13 protein-coding genes are annotated in these 15522 nt (G+C 46.9%); 1 reads left to right on the forward strand and 12 read right to left on the reverse strand.

The genetic code is table 11. From position 1 onward, the window contains the following. Window positions 1–33: 33 nt before the first annotated feature. Window positions 34–1815, reverse strand: a complete 1782-nt coding sequence (locus AC3WJJ_RS06450; protein WP_492538997.1) for a DAK2 domain-containing protein — start codon at window positions 1813–1815, stop codon at window positions 34–36. 364 nt (window positions 1816–2179) lie between these two features. Between AC3WJJ_RS06450 and rpmB the strand changes: the two genes are divergently transcribed. Then, window positions 2180–2368: a 50S ribosomal protein L28 gene (gene rpmB / locus AC3WJJ_RS06455; RefSeq protein WP_054957233.1), complete on the forward strand. Its 189-nt coding sequence runs from the start codon at window positions 2180–2182 to the stop codon at window positions 2366–2368. Window positions 2369–2671: 303 nt separating this feature from the next. Here rpmB and spoVM read toward each other — a convergent pair whose 3' ends face one another. The 11 genes from spoVM to coaBC all read right to left on the reverse strand — a co-directional run bounded on the left by spoVM (window position 2672) and on the right by coaBC (window position 15353). Continuing rightward, on the reverse strand, window positions 2672–2752 hold the full coding sequence (gene spoVM, locus AC3WJJ_RS06460; protein ID WP_422661416.1) for a stage V sporulation protein SpoVM: 81 nt from the start codon (window positions 2750–2752) through the stop codon (window positions 2672–2674). Between the two features lie 159 nt (window positions 2753–2911). Continuing rightward, window positions 2912–3571 (reverse strand): ribulose-phosphate 3-epimerase, encoded by a 660-nt coding sequence (gene rpe, locus AC3WJJ_RS06465; protein ID WP_492538999.1) that lies wholly within the window; start codon window positions 3569–3571, stop codon window positions 2912–2914. 3 nt (window positions 3572–3574) lie between these two features. After that, window positions 3575–4483, reverse strand: coding sequence for a ribosome small subunit-dependent GTPase A (rsgA, locus tag AC3WJJ_RS06470; protein WP_492539001.1), 909 nt, complete (start codon window positions 4481–4483; stop codon window positions 3575–3577). 38 nt (window positions 4484–4521) lie between these two features. Further along, a complete protein-coding gene (gene pknB / locus AC3WJJ_RS06475) occupies window positions 4522–6759 on the reverse strand; it encodes a Stk1 family PASTA domain-containing Ser/Thr kinase (protein WP_492539003.1) in 2238 nt (745 codons plus the stop codon). After that, window positions 6756–7532 (reverse strand): Stp1/IreP family PP2C-type Ser/Thr phosphatase, encoded by a 777-nt coding sequence (locus AC3WJJ_RS06480; RefSeq protein ID WP_492539613.1) that lies wholly within the window; start codon window positions 7530–7532, stop codon window positions 6756–6758. The genes pknB and AC3WJJ_RS06480 overlap by 4 nt, the downstream gene beginning before the upstream one ends. A gap of 7 nt (window positions 7533–7539) precedes the next feature. Further along, window positions 7540–8580 carry a dual-specificity RNA methyltransferase RlmN gene (rlmN, locus tag AC3WJJ_RS06485; RefSeq protein WP_492539005.1) on the reverse strand — a complete coding sequence of 347 codons (1041 nt, stop codon included), beginning with the start codon at window positions 8578–8580 and terminating at the stop codon, window positions 7540–7542. Between the two features lie 137 nt (window positions 8581–8717). After that, window positions 8718–10064 (reverse strand): 16S rRNA (cytosine(967)-C(5))-methyltransferase RsmB, encoded by a 1347-nt coding sequence (rsmB, locus tag AC3WJJ_RS06490; protein WP_492539615.1) that lies wholly within the window; start codon window positions 10062–10064, stop codon window positions 8718–8720. A 35-nt stretch (window positions 10065–10099) separates the two neighbouring features. After that, window positions 10100–11047, reverse strand: a complete 948-nt coding sequence (fmt, locus tag AC3WJJ_RS06495) for a methionyl-tRNA formyltransferase (RefSeq protein WP_492539007.1) — start codon at window positions 11045–11047, stop codon at window positions 10100–10102. Further along, window positions 11044–11541 carry a peptide deformylase gene (gene def, locus AC3WJJ_RS06500; protein ID WP_422660491.1) on the reverse strand — a complete coding sequence of 166 codons (498 nt, stop codon included), beginning with the start codon at window positions 11539–11541 and terminating at the stop codon, window positions 11044–11046. Before def ends, fmt begins: the two co-directional genes overlap by 4 nt. 41 nt (window positions 11542–11582) lie before the next feature. After that, window positions 11583–14108 (reverse strand): primosomal protein N', encoded by a 2526-nt coding sequence (gene priA, locus AC3WJJ_RS06505; RefSeq protein ID WP_492539010.1) that lies wholly within the window; start codon window positions 14106–14108, stop codon window positions 11583–11585. Continuing rightward, window positions 14109–15353, reverse strand: coding sequence for a bifunctional phosphopantothenoylcysteine decarboxylase/phosphopantothenate--cysteine ligase CoaBC (gene coaBC, locus AC3WJJ_RS06510; RefSeq protein ID WP_492539012.1), 1245 nt, complete (start codon window positions 15351–15353; stop codon window positions 14109–14111). Between the last annotated feature and the right edge of the window lie 169 nt (window positions 15354–15522).

A 15522-nucleotide genomic window follows, 5' to 3' on the forward strand; every position in this document is an offset into this window, starting at 1 on the left:
GCATTTACGATATCATACGATTAAATATCGTAATTAGACTTCAACAGAGAACAGATAGGCATATATTGGTTGTCCGCCGTAATGCACTTCCACTTCTGCGTTCGGATAGTTATCCTCTAGCCATGTAGTCAGACCCTCTGTAATTTCCTCAGTCGCATCTTCCCCTGTGAGAAGAGTGATGATTTCATCACCAGAAGTAAGCATTTTACCGAGCAACTCCTGACAGGCAGTCAATAAGTCTGGTGCTGCGGCAACGATCTTCGAATTCTGGATACCAATAAATTCACCAGCTTTGATATGAAGTTCATCAATCGTTGTGTCCCTTACCGCGTAAGTAACTTGCCCAGACTGCACCCTTGAAACAGCTTCAATCATATTCTCCGTATTCGTCTCAACACTCTCGTCCTCTTGGAACTCAAATGCCGCTGCAATTCCCTGTGGGATAGTCTTACTCGGAATTACAGTTACGTTCCGTTCACCTTCCAACAACTCTCTTGCCTGTTGAGCAGCAAGGACAATGTTGGAGTTGTTCGGCAGAATATAAATCTGCTGAGCAGAAATTGAAGATATGGCGTTTACAAAGTCTTCGGTACTTGGGTTCATTGTCTGACCACCGGCTAGTACAACATCCACACCAAGACTCTTGAAAATACTCGAGATCCCTTCACCTGACGATACAGCAATAAATCCATAAGGAGCTAGCTCATCAGCAGGAGGAACCGCAGGTGCTTCAGGTGTTTTGGACTCAGCAGGAATATCTGCGAACAACTCAGGCATCGGTGCAATGTCCATACCCGTCGATAACAGATCGCGATGCTGCTCACGCATATTCAAAATATGAATTTGAGTAATTTCACCATACAACAGTGCCAAATTAAGTACTTCACCTGGAGCCTTAGAATGCACATGTACTTTGATTGTGTCATCGTCTGCAATAACAATAATAGAATCACCATTTACAGCAAGCGCTTTTCTAAATTTATCTTCATCGAACGTTGCAGACGAAGAGTTGCCTAGCTGTCGGTTGATAAAAAATTCCATATCATATAGAAATTCGATTTCTTCGGTAGATAGTTGAGACTGTGCTGATACAGGAACCTGTACAGTGGCCAAATCTGGATGGGTAACAATTCCCTCAGGAAGGTCACGCGATACAGTATGTCCTACAGACGTCGTAACCGCTTCTGCAGAAGGAGCACCATTTTTCAGCGATCTTAAAAAACCTTCATAAATGTAAACGAGGCCTTGTCCTCCGGAATCTACAACACCAACCTGCTTCAAAACCGGCAACATATCCGGGGTTTGGGACAGCGTCTCCTTGGCTTTCGCTAGCACCTGCTCCATTAATTCCACAACATCACTACTTCTGCGTGAAAAATAAACAGCATGCTTAGCAGCTTCCTTCGCTACCGTAAGGATTGTACCCTCAACCGGTTTAACAACCGCTTTATAAGCAGCATCTACACCTGTTTGCAGTGCAGCTGCAAATTGGGTGGAGTTCAGTTCTGTGTATGATGCAGCATAGCGGCTAAAGCCGCGGAACAGCTGGGACAGAATTACTCCGGAGTTACCCCGAGCTCCCATCAGAAGTCCCTTAGACAATACACCAGCACTGTGCCCGATCGATTCCGAATACTTGCTTTTCAGTTCTGCTACACCAGCAGTCATCGTCAAATTCATATTCGTTCCCGTGTCGCCATCCGGCACCGGGAAAACATTTAGGGAATTGACGTGTTCTGCATGTAGCTGCAGTTGTTCCGCTCCGGCTAGTACCATCGCGGTAAATTCTGTTCCATTCAAAGAACGCTTACTCAATGAGAATTCCCCTTCCTGGCTTGATACAAAAAAAACGCTTCAATTATATTTTTTTATTTCGATTCAGAGCTTTGAGCCGATAATCGCCCAACAAAGAATAGACATCTATGATTAAATAAATTAGTCACAACGCTGGTCATGGGCTAGCCTCTCGTCTCCAAGCCTTCGGTACTGCTCTCCACTTAGAGAGGACAAACCGACAAGTCCATCACATTTCTTAGGAAATATTATAGACTAAATAACATTGTACTATAAGAAGAAAGAGAAATAAATGTTTTTAGGATAGTTGACGCAGCATTTTTTACTGTGATATGATATTTAGGTATTGTTTTATGCAGGGTTATGAAACAAGGAGGTGTAATCTATGTCTCGCAAATGTTATGTAACAGGTAAGAAACCAGGCACTGGTAACCACGTTTCCCACGCCAACAACCACAACAAACGTTCTTGGGGCGTAAACGTTCAGAAAGTTCGTATTCTGGTAGACGGCAAGCCAAAACGTGTATACGTTAGCACTCGTGCATTGAAGTCCGGTAAAGTGACTCGCGTATAATGAATCAACACCCATACAAGTAGAAACGAATGCGTCGTCCATTGAACAGGACGATCGCGTTTCTGCAAGAAATATAAGCGAGTATAATGAATTGTTATACCTTCTTATGTTGAAGAAAAACTTCTCAATCTCCAGCTTTTTTAAAGGGCTGCCCGGGACCAGGAAGTTTTTCTTGCGTTTAGCTACATATGACTAAACAAAAAGCACCCTGAACGCAGCAGGTGCTTTTTTTAATGCCTCTTTCCCGGTTTAGCTACAACAAGCCCGTCCCGGGCGGAGGTTTTGTTATGCCGGGACAAGCTGTCAGCTTTTGTGAAACGTGTTCAAAATGGCCTTCACAAAACCTCCCAAAAACTTCGGCAGCCTGAACGTATAGAATTTCATGTCTCACCCTCCCCATCATTCTCATGCCTTCTAGCTTATTTTATGCACCAAGCCCATCGATGTTAACACGACAAAAAAGGCTACATGAGAACCTAGCTCATGTAACCATATTTATGCGGCGAATCGCCGCCCTATGCATGTCACTCTCAGACTTACAGCTCAGACCTGCGTGCTCGCCCGAATCTCTGCAATAGCAGCCGCTCGATCTGGCTTGCCGTACACAGCGCTTCCAGCTACTAGAACGTCGGCGCCTGCCTTTACAACTAGCGGAGCCGTCTCAGCCGTAATGCCGCCATCCACTTCAAGATATATATTCGGATTTGGACCACTTGCAATCCACTTACGTATTTGCTCAATTTTCTGTACCGTACGCTCAATGAACGCTTGTCCGCCAAATCCAGGATTAACCGTCATGACGAGAACCAGGTCCAGATCAGGAAGTACCTCCTGTAAGACATGAGCTGGGGTTCCAGGATTAATAGCAACTCCCGCCTTAACACCATGTTCTTTAATCATATGGATGACACGGTGGAGGTGTGGGCAGGTCTCAGCATGAACTGTAATATAATCCGCGCCAGCTTTTGCAAAATCAGCAATGTAACGCTCCGGCTGTTCGATCATCAGATGAACATCAAGCGGTAATGTTGTATGAGGTCTGATCGCCTGTACAATCGCAGGTCCAAGCGTAATATTAGGCACAAAGTGTCCGTCCATTACATCCACGTGGATCCAGTCAGCTCCTCCTGCCTGCACATTTGCAACTTCATCACCAAGCTTTGCAAAATCCGCCGAAAGTATCGATGGTGCTATTTTAATCATATGTTAGTACCTCCGCTTCTTATCTTTCATTTCAGTAAGAAATTCAACATAGTGTTCATAACGACTAGATACGATAAGTCCTTCATCCTTAGCCTCAATCACACGGCAGCCAGGTTCGTGCGTATGGCTACAACCTCTGAACCTGCAATTTTCGGCGAATGGAATGAACTCCCTAAAGCTGCTCGACAATTCCTCCACACCTAGTTCTTGAAAGTCCAGCTGGCTGAAGCCGGGTGTATCAACAACGAAACCTCCGTTATCCAGTTCGATCAACTCCACGTGCCTAGTCGTATGACGACCACGGCCCAATCGCAAACTGATCTCGCTTGTCTCTAGAGACAAGCCTGGCATTAAAGCATTCAGAAGTGATGACTTACCTACACCCGATTGGCCAGAAAACACACTAATTTGACCCGCGAGACGTTCTTTGACGATCTCCGTTCCCAATCCCTCTTGTGAGCTTGTAACGATGACCTCGTAGCCAATAGCCTCGTAGAGGCTTCTCGCACGTTCTGCTGAATCATCACCCTCGTCAGCTAGATCTTGCTTCGTGAAGCAGATTAAAGCCTCTAAACCGGCGTGTTCCACGTGTACGAGAAACTTGTCCAACAAGAGCAAGCTCAAGTCCGGTTCTTTTATCGAGAATAAAAGGACGGCAAGATGCACATTAGCAACTGGAGGACGTATCAATTGGGAAGACCGTGGAAGTATTTCCTCCACGGTCCCCTCCCCATTCTCAGTCAAAGTGTATAAGACGCGATCTCCGACAAGCGGAGATACGCCTCTTTTCTTAAATATTCCGCGGGCTCTGCATTGAACCGATGGGTCCTCCCCGGATACAACATTGCCTTCCCGCAATGGTTTGACATAGTAATATCCGCTTAGTGCCTTAACAATCAGTCCCTCAAGCATATGCAGGCCTCACTTTCAATAGTTTGATGTTAGATCTTTTATCTACTCCAGCCTGCGGCTTCAATCTTATCCTCAAGCTCTTTCCAATGCTTACCTTTTCCTTTGCCATTTCCGTTATTGCCCCGATTATTCGAAGCAGAATCATCAGAATGATCGTTCTCCTCAGATTGCCCTTCCGTTTGACCATCGCCTTGGTCCTCTCCTTGCTCCTGTCCTTCATTATGACCTTCCTCGCCACCAGTCTCTGTGGAAGGATCGGTTGTCGCAGGAACATCCGGGAGTTGTGGAGGTTCGATCTCAGGAACCGGTACAGTCCCGTTCTTAGCATCGGAGTAAAACACAGAGTACGTCTCAATCGACTTACCATCTCTGTAAATCTGAACAGAGCCGTTCTTCTCTGGGGCGAGAAGAAGCTCAACCGGAATGATTTCTGTTGTACTGATTGTACGACTTTCCCCTTCTCGATTGTCTCCTAATGCATCAGAAAAAACGATACGAATCTTACTCTTCTCCCCTTCACGGATCGGAGCTACTGGAACTTTAAAAGTATACTTGATAGCCTCAGGTGGATAACCCGAGCTTACCGTTAAGTTCTGCTCCGTTCCTGGTGTTGCAGGGCTATTGGGGTTCCAAGGCCATTGCTTAATAACCTTGCCCTTTTCCACGGTAAAGCTCGGTGCTTCATCTACCGATCCGACTTCAAGACCGAGCGATTTGATTTTACTCTCAGCTTCGCTACGACTCATATTCGTCAAATCAGGCATCGTTACCGATTCTTTACCTTTACTTATAACCAATTTTACAACCGTGATATCCGGATCAAACTCCTCACCCTCATCTGGTGACTGAGAGATGATTTCCCCAGCTGGCACGCTATCGCTGTGCTCCTCAGTGGTATTAATCCTGTTATCGTCAACTTTCTGAGCTTCCAATAATTGGAGTGCTTCGTCAAGCTTTTTACCTACAACTTTAGGCATCTTGCTTAAAGGCTTGGGTCCTGCAACCGATAGTTGAATGACAGAGCCTTCCTTAACGATCGTTCCTTCTTTCCTGCTCTGATCATATACCGTGCCTTCATTGAAACCCTGCTTGTAGTTTCTAATGACATCACCATCAACAACCAGACCCAATTGTTCGAGTGTACTAATAGCGACTTCCTCTGTCATATTCACCACATTAGGAACCGTTACATCATCCACTACAAATAAATTATTCACATAAATAACTACACCTGCAAGGATACCCAGAAACAAAAGGACTAAACCAACAATCAACGCTGGCTTTTTCCATTTTTTCTTAGAGCCATCTCCCTTGGCAATTTCCTCTTCCTGATCATCCTCTTCTGCATCATCAGGAGTAGCGTAGGTGTGATCCCCAGATTGCATCGTTTTGATTGCAGGCATCACTCTAGTCTGATCCTCATCCTCTTCAAAATCCAGCTTCTGCTCGTTGCGCCGGTTAGGCAGCAAACAAGTTTCGAGATCATGCATCATTTCTTCAGCTGATTGATAACGCTCCTGCGGGTTCTTACGCATCGACTTCAGAATTACATTCTCTACGCTTTGAGGAATAAGCGGGTTCACTTCCCGCGGTTCATCAAATTCCTCTTGGAGATGCTTAAGCGCCACACTGATCGGGCTTTCTCCAAGAAACGGAAGACGCGCCGTAAGCATTTGATACAGCACAATACCAAGAGAATATAAATCTGACTTCTCTCCTGTTGCTACACCTTTGGCATGCTCTGGAGAGAAATAATGAACAGACCCAATAACGGAACCCGTCTGGGTAATCGTTGTAGAAGTTACCGCTCTTGCGATACCGAAATCTGTTACCTTTACCCGGCCATTTCGACCGATTAAAATGTTGTGCGGCTTGATATCACGGTGAATGATTTGATTATGATGGGCATGATCGAGCGCATCACAGATTTGAGTCGCAATTCGCACTGCCTCGTCAACCTGAAGAGGCGCTCGCTCTTTAATGATTTCATTGAGGTTATTCCCCTCGATATATTCCATGACGATATAGTGAATTTCATCCTCTTGTCCAACATCGTAGATGCTAACCACATTTGGATGCGACAATGATGCCGCAGATTGTGCCTCACGCCTAAATCGGCGGATAAATTCCTCGTCGTGCACAAACTGTTGCCGTAGCACTTTGATCGCTACGTTTCGGTTCAGTAAAATATCCTGTGCCTTATAGACCAGCGCCATTCCACCGCCGCCGATACGCTCTATGATCTTGTAACGACCAGCCAATTCATGTCCGATCATGAATTCCACCCCTTTTTACTTTGCCCAGCAGCTTCTTCTTGATGTTCTAACAGGGCGACAGTGATGTTGTCGTCGCCTCCGGCGAGAAGTGCTAGTTGAAGCAGGCGGTCCGCTTTTTCCTGTAGAGGAATATCGAGTGAGCCGACAATTTGTCCTATCCGGTCTCTTTTGACCAGATTACTTAGCCCGTCGCTGCATAGTAGCAACGCCTCTCCCACTTCAATGGTTACCGCACTCATTTCAACAGATACATCAATATCTGTACCAAGAGCACGAATAAGTACATTTTTACGCGGATGAGACTCTAACTCCTCCTCAGTAATTTGACCGCTTTTGAACAATTCATTGACCAATGTGTGATCATCTGTCAGCCGGCTTACTTGACCTGCTGATACTTTATAGGCACGGCTATCGCCAATATGCCCAATACAGCCTTCATGACCACGGAGTAGCACTGCTACAATGGTCGTACCCATATTGTGCAGCCGCTCATCGGCGGAGGCCTCCTGGTAAATCACTTCATTGGCATGTAAGATAGCATCACTAAGCGCAGCCTGAATAGCATCCATAGACATATCAGGTTCCAAGGAAGCTAAGTCTTCAGACACGGTCTGAACCGCAAGTCTACTGGCCGTATCACCCGCAAGGTGACCTCCCATTCCGTCGGCAACAATGCCGAGTGTATAACCATGCTCCATTTGACAGATTAAGACAGAGTCCTCATTCACCTGCCGAACCCGTCCGACATGGCTGACATGAACCGTATTGATCAAATTATTCTCACCCCAACTCCATATGCTTGGCACGAAGTTGACCGCAAGCAGCAGCAATATCGTGGCCTTGTTCACGGCGGATCGTTACATTTACGCCTTTCTCCGCCAGCGTACGTTGAAATTTGAAAATGTCGTTACGCGACGTACGGACATATTTCCGTTCCGGTACGTGGTTAACAGGGATCAGGTTTACATAGCAGTTCATATCTTTGATGACGTCTGCAAGCTCTGCTGCATGTTCAGCCTGGTCGTTCACACCGCCAATTAAGGCATACTCGAACGTAATGCGGCGTCCCGTCTTCGCTTGATAATAACGAAGTGCTTCAATAACATCATCAAACGGAAAACGACGGTTTACAGGCATCAGCTTGGACCGAAGTGTGTCGTTAGGTGCATGGATGGAAATCGCCAGGTTAATCTGGGTATTCTCTTCAGCAAACTTATAGATGTTAGGCACAATACCACTTGTCGACACTGTGATGTGGCGCTGTCCAATGTTGAGTCCCTTCTCATGAATCATGGTACGAAGGAATTTCATCGTTGCATCGTAGTTCTCAAATGGTTCACCAGAGCCCATAATTACGATGCTGCTGACACGCTCACCTTTTTTATCAAGAATCTTCTGAGCTTGAACGACTTGAGCGACAATCTCACCAGAAGTCAGGTTCCGTTTCAAGCCTCCAAGTGTTGAAGCACAGAACGTACAACCAATACGGCATCCGACCTGAGTCGTCACACAGATGCTGTTACCGTAGTTATGCTTCATAATAACTGTCTCAATCGCATGATCATCATGTAATCCAAACAGAAACTTAACTGTACCATCCTTCGACTCAAACTTGGTAATTTCAGTCAAGGTTACAAAGCTGAACTGATCTTCCAGCTTTTGGCGAATACCCTTCGGTAGATTCGTCATCTCCTCAAAAGAGTTCACTCGTTTTACGTACAGCCAATCAAATATTTGAGAACCGCGGAATGCGGGTTCTCCGTTCTCTTGAGCCCATGTCTGAAGCTCTTCTAGCGAATAGTCGTATATAAAAGGGTTCATTTCACCACACCTGTCTTTTTCATTCATATGCATCTCTTTTCTCATTCTTCCTATTCTAACATAAATAAAAGAGACGGTAAAAGAGAAAACCCGCCGGCACGGCGGGCCATTCCTATTGTCTTACAAGCATTCGCCTCTTATGAGAGCCGACGAAGTCTAACAATGTAAAATCCGTCACTGTGAAAATGTTGGGGAAGGATCTGCACGCCTCCACCCTTCGGAAGTGCATTCTTCATAATTCTGCTCATGCTGCCGTTCTCATTATCAGCAACTTCAAAATTAGGGTTGTCAGCCAAAAATGCAGCGACTGCACCTTCATTCTCCCCTGGCTCAATCGTACATGTACTATATACGAGTACACCACCTGGACGTACCAGCGTAGACACAGATTGAAGCAGTTCACGCTGAAGCGATGCAATCTCTCCAATATCCTCCGGGGTCTTCACCCATTTAAGATCAGGTTTCCGGCGAATCACGCCAAGGCCTGAGCAAGGTGCATCCAGCAATACCCGATCAAAGGAGGCTGGCTCATAAGTCTGAGCGAGATCAAGGGCATTGCCTGTAACTGTCTTAATACGGTCCAATCCAAGCCGTTCTGCCTGCTCCGCAATCAGCTTTTGTTTATGGGCATGCAGATCATTAGCGATGATCAAGCCATCATCCTTCATCAATTCACCCATGTGAGCCGTCTTGCCACCCGGGGCAGCACAGCAGTCTAGCACGCGCATACCGGGTGCTGGATCAACGACCTCCGCCACAAGCATCGAGCTCTCATCCTGAATCGAGATCATTCCATCCTGATACCATTCAGTATGAGCCATATTTCCGCCGCTCTTTACGATAATCCCATAAGGGCTTAGTTCGGATGATACGGCCTCAAACCCACGGCTGTTCATCTCCTCCAGCAGCGCCTCACGGCTGATCATCGTTGTATTCACCCGGATGCTAACAGCAGGGGGCTCATTATTAGCCTTGCAGATCGCCTCGGCAGTATCCTCGCCATATTGTTCAATCCAGCGCTCCACAAGCCATTTTGGATGGGAGTGACGAAGAGAAATTTGATCTGCTGGTGATAGATTATCGGGAATAACGAGCTCTTCCTTTTGCCGGAGTATACTACGCAACACGCCATTGACCATACCAGATATGCCTTGGTGACCACGTCGTTTTGCCAGGTTCACAGCCTCACTAACAACAGCATGATCGGGAATCCGGTCCAAATATACAATCTGGTACAAACTCAGGCGAAGCAGTGCTCTGACCCAAGGTTGCAGCTTGGCTGTACCTTTTTTGACAAAACGGTCGAGGAAGTAATCCAGCGTATTCAGCCTGGATATGGTTCCGTATACAAGCTCCGTTGCAAGCCCTGCATCCCCTTTTTCAAGCGAAGCCTTCTGGAGAGCGGTATTTAAGAGCAGGTTGCTGTAAGCCCCTTCCTGCTCAACCTGTGTTAGAACATTCATGGCGAGTTCCCTTGCTGTCATTGCACGTCCTTTGGGAGCACCGTTTCCACGTCCGCTCACGTCAGCACCGTCCCGCTTGTCATGCTTGTCCCACGGACAAATTGCGAAGCATCCATCGCTTTTTTACCGCTCGGTTGAACCGTTAATAATGTCAGCGAACCGTCACCTGTCTTAACTACAATACCAGTCTCTGTCAGTTCAAGCACGGTTCCTGGACCCGCCTGACTCGAAGATGCGTTTGCACCATCCACATCCGGAAAAGCAGCCGACCATACCTTAAACACTTCACCATTCCAGAGTGTAAAGCCACCGGAAAAGGGAACAAGTCCGCGGATCTGATTGTAGATTTCACGCGATGTACGATTCCAATCAATCTTCTCGTCCTCACGCGTCAAGTTCGGAGCATAGGTAGATTCCTCATCGTTCTGAGGCTCAGCCTGCACTTTGCCACTAGTCAATCGAGGAAGCTGTTCTTTTAACAAAGCTGCTCCCGCGATGCTAAGCTTGTCAAACATCGTTCCAGCCGTATCGTCATCCAGAATAGGAACTTCGACACGAGCTATCATGTCGCCGGTATCCAGTCCTTCAGCCATATACATCAGCGTAATGCCAGTGACTTTCTCACCATTAATAATAGAACGCTGAATCGGAGCTCCTCCCCGATATTTAGGGAGAAGCGATCCATGAACATTAAGACAGCCAAGTGCCGGCATATCGAGCACAGACTTAGGCAAGATTTGCCCATAGGCTGCAGTCACAATCATATCCGGTTTATAATTCGCCAGTTCTGCCACAGCCTCAGGGCTACGCAGGCGCTGTGGTTGTAACACAGGGATTCCGTGACGAAGAGCCGCTTCTTTTACTGGAGTTGGTGTAAGCACCTTCTTACGTCCCTGGGGACGGTCCGGTTGTGTTACGACAGCGGTAATGTTGTAGCCTTCAGCTACAAGCATATCGAGACTTGGCACAGCGAACGCAGGTGTACCCATGAATACAATATTCATCGATTTTCCAGCTCCCTCCGTGGAGGGCGATTCGGATCAAATTCATACACCCGTTCAGCAATATCTGTAAACAATACACCGTTCAGATGATCAATCTCATGCTGGAAAGCACGGGACAGCAGCCCTGTCGCCGTCACAAGCAGTTCGTTCCCCTCGCGATCAAGTCCCTTCACTTTCACTTGTTCCGCGCGGCGCACATCGCCGTTCCATCCAGGGATACTAAGGCAACCTTCGGGTCCGAATTGCTCGCCATCACTCTCTACAATTTCCGGATTTATCATCTTGATTAATCCATGCTCGTCACCTGCGTCAACTACGATAAGACGCTTCAAAATGCCGACTTGAGGTGCGGCCAGACCAACACCATCCGCATCGTACATCGTATCTGCCATATCATCGAGCAGCTTCTGAACATTCGGTGTAATCTTAGTAACTTCCTTTGCTTTCTTGTGTAATACATCATCTGGTTCTTTAACAATAATGCGTATTGCCATTATGACACCTTCCTCACGCTTTTCATTCAATATATGCAGTATTACATTAACATTTGCGGGTCCACGTCAATGCTGATCTGCAAGTTCGTGTCGCGCACTGAATCCTGCAGCTCCTCGGCAACTTGCCGAACAAGCGAGACAGCATCCATCGTTCCACGCCATTTTATCATACATTGGAATCTGTATCTATTTTTTAGCCTTGGAATAGGCGATGCGACAGGCCCTAGAATATCTAAGGCGTCTGCGGAAAAACGATCCAAACTGCCGAACCAACCTCTCTGGTCAGCTCTTCCCTTCAAATCTGCAGCATAATTCTCCGCAACTCGGACAAGCAGCGGAAGCTGCTCATGGGATAATGTCACGAGAATGAGTCTACAGTACGGTGGATAATGAAGTGCCTTACGATGCTTTAGTTCATCTTTGACGAACGTTAAATAGTCATGACCACTAGCATGAATAATCGAATAATGCTCCGGTGTATAAGATTGAATAACGACCTCTCCCGGTAGCTGGTGTCGACCAGCACGACCAGCTACCTGAGTAAGCAATTGGAATGTCTTTTCCGCCGCTCTAAAATCAGGTAAATTTAGGGCAGAATCAGCCGTAATCACACCGACAAGTGTTACATCAGGGAAATCCAAACCCTTCGCTACCATCTGGGTACCGAGGAGCACATCTGCCTTCTTATCTCTAAATTGCTTCAGCAGCTTTTCATGCGAACCCTTTTCTGTTGTGGTGTCCACATCCATCCGAATGACCCGTATCCCTGGGAATAACTTGGCCAGCTCCTCCTCCACTCGCTGTGTACCCGTTCCGAAGAAACGAATATGCTCACTCCCGCATTCTGGACACACTTCCGGAGCCTGTTCAGCATATCCGCAGTAGTGACAGCGAAGATTGTTAGACTTTTGATGGTACGTCAAGGAGATATCACATTCTGGACAACCCGCTACATAACCACAGCTGCGGCACATGACAAACGTGGAGTGTCCACGCCGGTTTAAGAGAAGTACAGTCTGCTCCCCCCGTTCCAAACGAGCTGAGATTGCCTCATGAAGGGGACGGCTAAACATAGAGCGGTTACCGTCCTTTAACTCCTCACGCATATCAACAATTTCGACCTCCGGCAGACGATTGCCGAGCGCCCGAGTCGGCATCTCTAGTAGCTCGGGTTCAAAGCCCTCCTGGGAATGTGATCTAGCAGCATGATAACTCTCAAGAGACGGAGTCGCTGAGCCCAAGATGACAACAGCCCCCGTTTCAGAAGCACGGCGGACGGCTACATCCCTAGCATGATACTTCGGAGTCTCCTCCTGCTTGTAAGAAGTCTCATGCTCCTCATCCATAATAATCAATCCAAGACGGTCAAAGGGAGCAAACACAGCCGAACGAGCACCGACAACAACCGATGCCCGGCCTTCATGGATCTTTCTCCATTCGTCATAACGTTCCCCTGCGGATAGCCGGCTGTGCATTACGGCCACAAGATCACCAAAACGCCCTTTAAACCGCTCCACCATCTGTGGTGTAAGTGAGATCTCAGGCACCAAAACGATAGACTGTCTATCTTGTTCAAGACAACGCTGGATCGTCTGAAGGTAAATCTCTGTCTTTCCGCTCCCAGTGACACCATGCAATAAGAAAACGCCGTGCTGGAACTGATCCAGTTTATGAACAATTCTGCTGTATACATGCTGTTGTTCTTGAGTAAGAACAAGCGGCTTGGTCGGTTTGAAATCCCGGCCTTTATATGGATCACGGAATACTTCCATATCCTCTACACGAATATAGCCTTTGTCTGCAAGTGCTTTGACCGTTCCGGCCGTTACTCCAAGCGAGGAGAGCACTTCTTTCATCGCGATCGGAAGAAAAGATTCCATTTCGATAAGATATTCGAGAACTTCTTTTTGACGCTGCGCTTTAGCAGGAAATGATTCTAGCGCTTCCTGTGCCGCCGAAACATCCACGGCCAGTTCCACAGCCTTCATCGTCTTTTTCTGCATCTTGTCCTTGATTTGTTGATACTCACGAAGCAGTCCACGAGATAGCATCACTTTGATACGATCTGCATCATCAGGAAAAGCACGATTCACCTGCTCAAGCGTAACTTCGCCACGCTGCTTCACAAATGCGATAACTGCTTGTTCGATATCATTCTCTTGAGGCAAAGCAAATAGGCCGTCTACGGGCCCACTATCTTCTTCCGGATTTCCAAGTGTAATGTACCGTTCCGCTTTACCTTTAAGTGCTGTCGGAAGCATGGATTGCAATACTGTAATTTGGCGGCAAGCATAGCGTTCCTTCATCCATTCGCTAAGCCTTATCAACTCAGGTGACAATGGAGGAGCAAAATCGAGCACTTCCTGAATCGACTTCATTTTGGCATAATCCATTTCAAGGCGAGGATGAAGAGAAACGACAAACCCCTGGAGTGTCCGGTGTCCAAAAGGCACACCCACTCTACTACCAACCTCAATCCAAGGGCGCAATCGCTCGGGAATCAGGTAATCGAACGGCCTGTCGGTATCCTTGGACGGTACGTCCACAATGACTCTGGCCATTTCCATTTAGGATTCCCCCTTTGTCATCCGCTCGGCTGCCAAGGTTAGCAGGCGCCGGGCCACATCCTCCTTGGACATAAGCGGAAGATGAAGAGCAAGCCCTTCCGAATCGTATACACTCACACTGTTCGTATCGGTTCCAAATCCCACACCGGATTTGGTTACATCATTGGCAACGATAAGGTCACAGTTCTTACGACGTAGCTTGTCCATCGCATACTGTTCAACCGAGTCCGTCTCCGCAGCGAAACCAACGAGAAACTGAGACTGTTTGCGTTTGCCTAAGGTTTCAAGAATATCTGTCGTCTTGACCAATTCTAGGAGCATCGTCTCTCCCTGCTTTTTCAGCTTTGAAGAGGCTGCATTTACGGGTCGATAATCAGCTACTGCAGCTGCTTTAATGATCAGATCGCTGTCATCAAACTCGCGCATCACCGCATCATACATATCTTGAGCTGATTCTACGCGTTCCGCATTCACACCTTCGGGGAGGGGGATATCCGTATGAGCGGCTATGAGGTGAACATCAGCTCCCATCTCCTTCGCCACCTTCGCTATGGCAAATCCCATTTTTCCAGAAGAATCGTTCGTAATGTAACGTACAGGGTCAATCCGCTCAATCGTCCCTCCTGCTGTAACAACCACCTTCTTACCCGTTAAAAGCTCAGGTGATTTCCTATCAATATTCCTTGCTTGGTCCTTCTCCTGTTGCTCAAAGAACCTTTCCACTACCTCTACGATGGTATCTGGTTCCTCCATCCGTCCCTTGCCAACGTATCCACAAGCAAGAAGACCTTCCCCTGGCTCAATCATAGATACACCGCGAGACACAAGCGTTTCCATATTCGCAACCACAGCAGGATGAGTATACATATGAACATTCATTGCTGGCGAAATCATCACAGGTGCTGTCGTTGCAAGCAGCGTTGTTGTAAGCATATCATCTGCAAGACCATGAGCCATTTTGCCAATAACGTTAGCAGTTGCAGGAGCAACCAGTACCAAATCTGCCAGATCAGCCAGATGAATATGAGACACAACAGATGGATCACGTTCATCAAATGTGTCGCTGTAAACCGGATTTTTAGTAAGCGACTGCAGTGTTAGCTCAGTAATAAATTGCTTAGCCGATTCTGTCATAATCACATGAACATCGGCTCCCTTTTGGACGAGTCTGCTGCATAGCATAGCGGCTTTATATGCCGCGATACCACCCGTGACCCCAAGCACAATAACTTTACCGTTTAACATGACTGCTCCCCCCGCTTTCTGTATTAAAACAATAAAGAAGCAGAGCTTTGGATCTCAAAGCCGCTTCTCTCCTGTAGCTTGAAGTATAAATGCAAACTTACTTTCTTATATTTTCAAAAAAATAACAACCTTTCGGTTGTCACATTTTTGTAGTGCATTTATTAAACTG

The organism is Paenibacillus sp. FW507-14B1B, assembly GCF_058781425.1.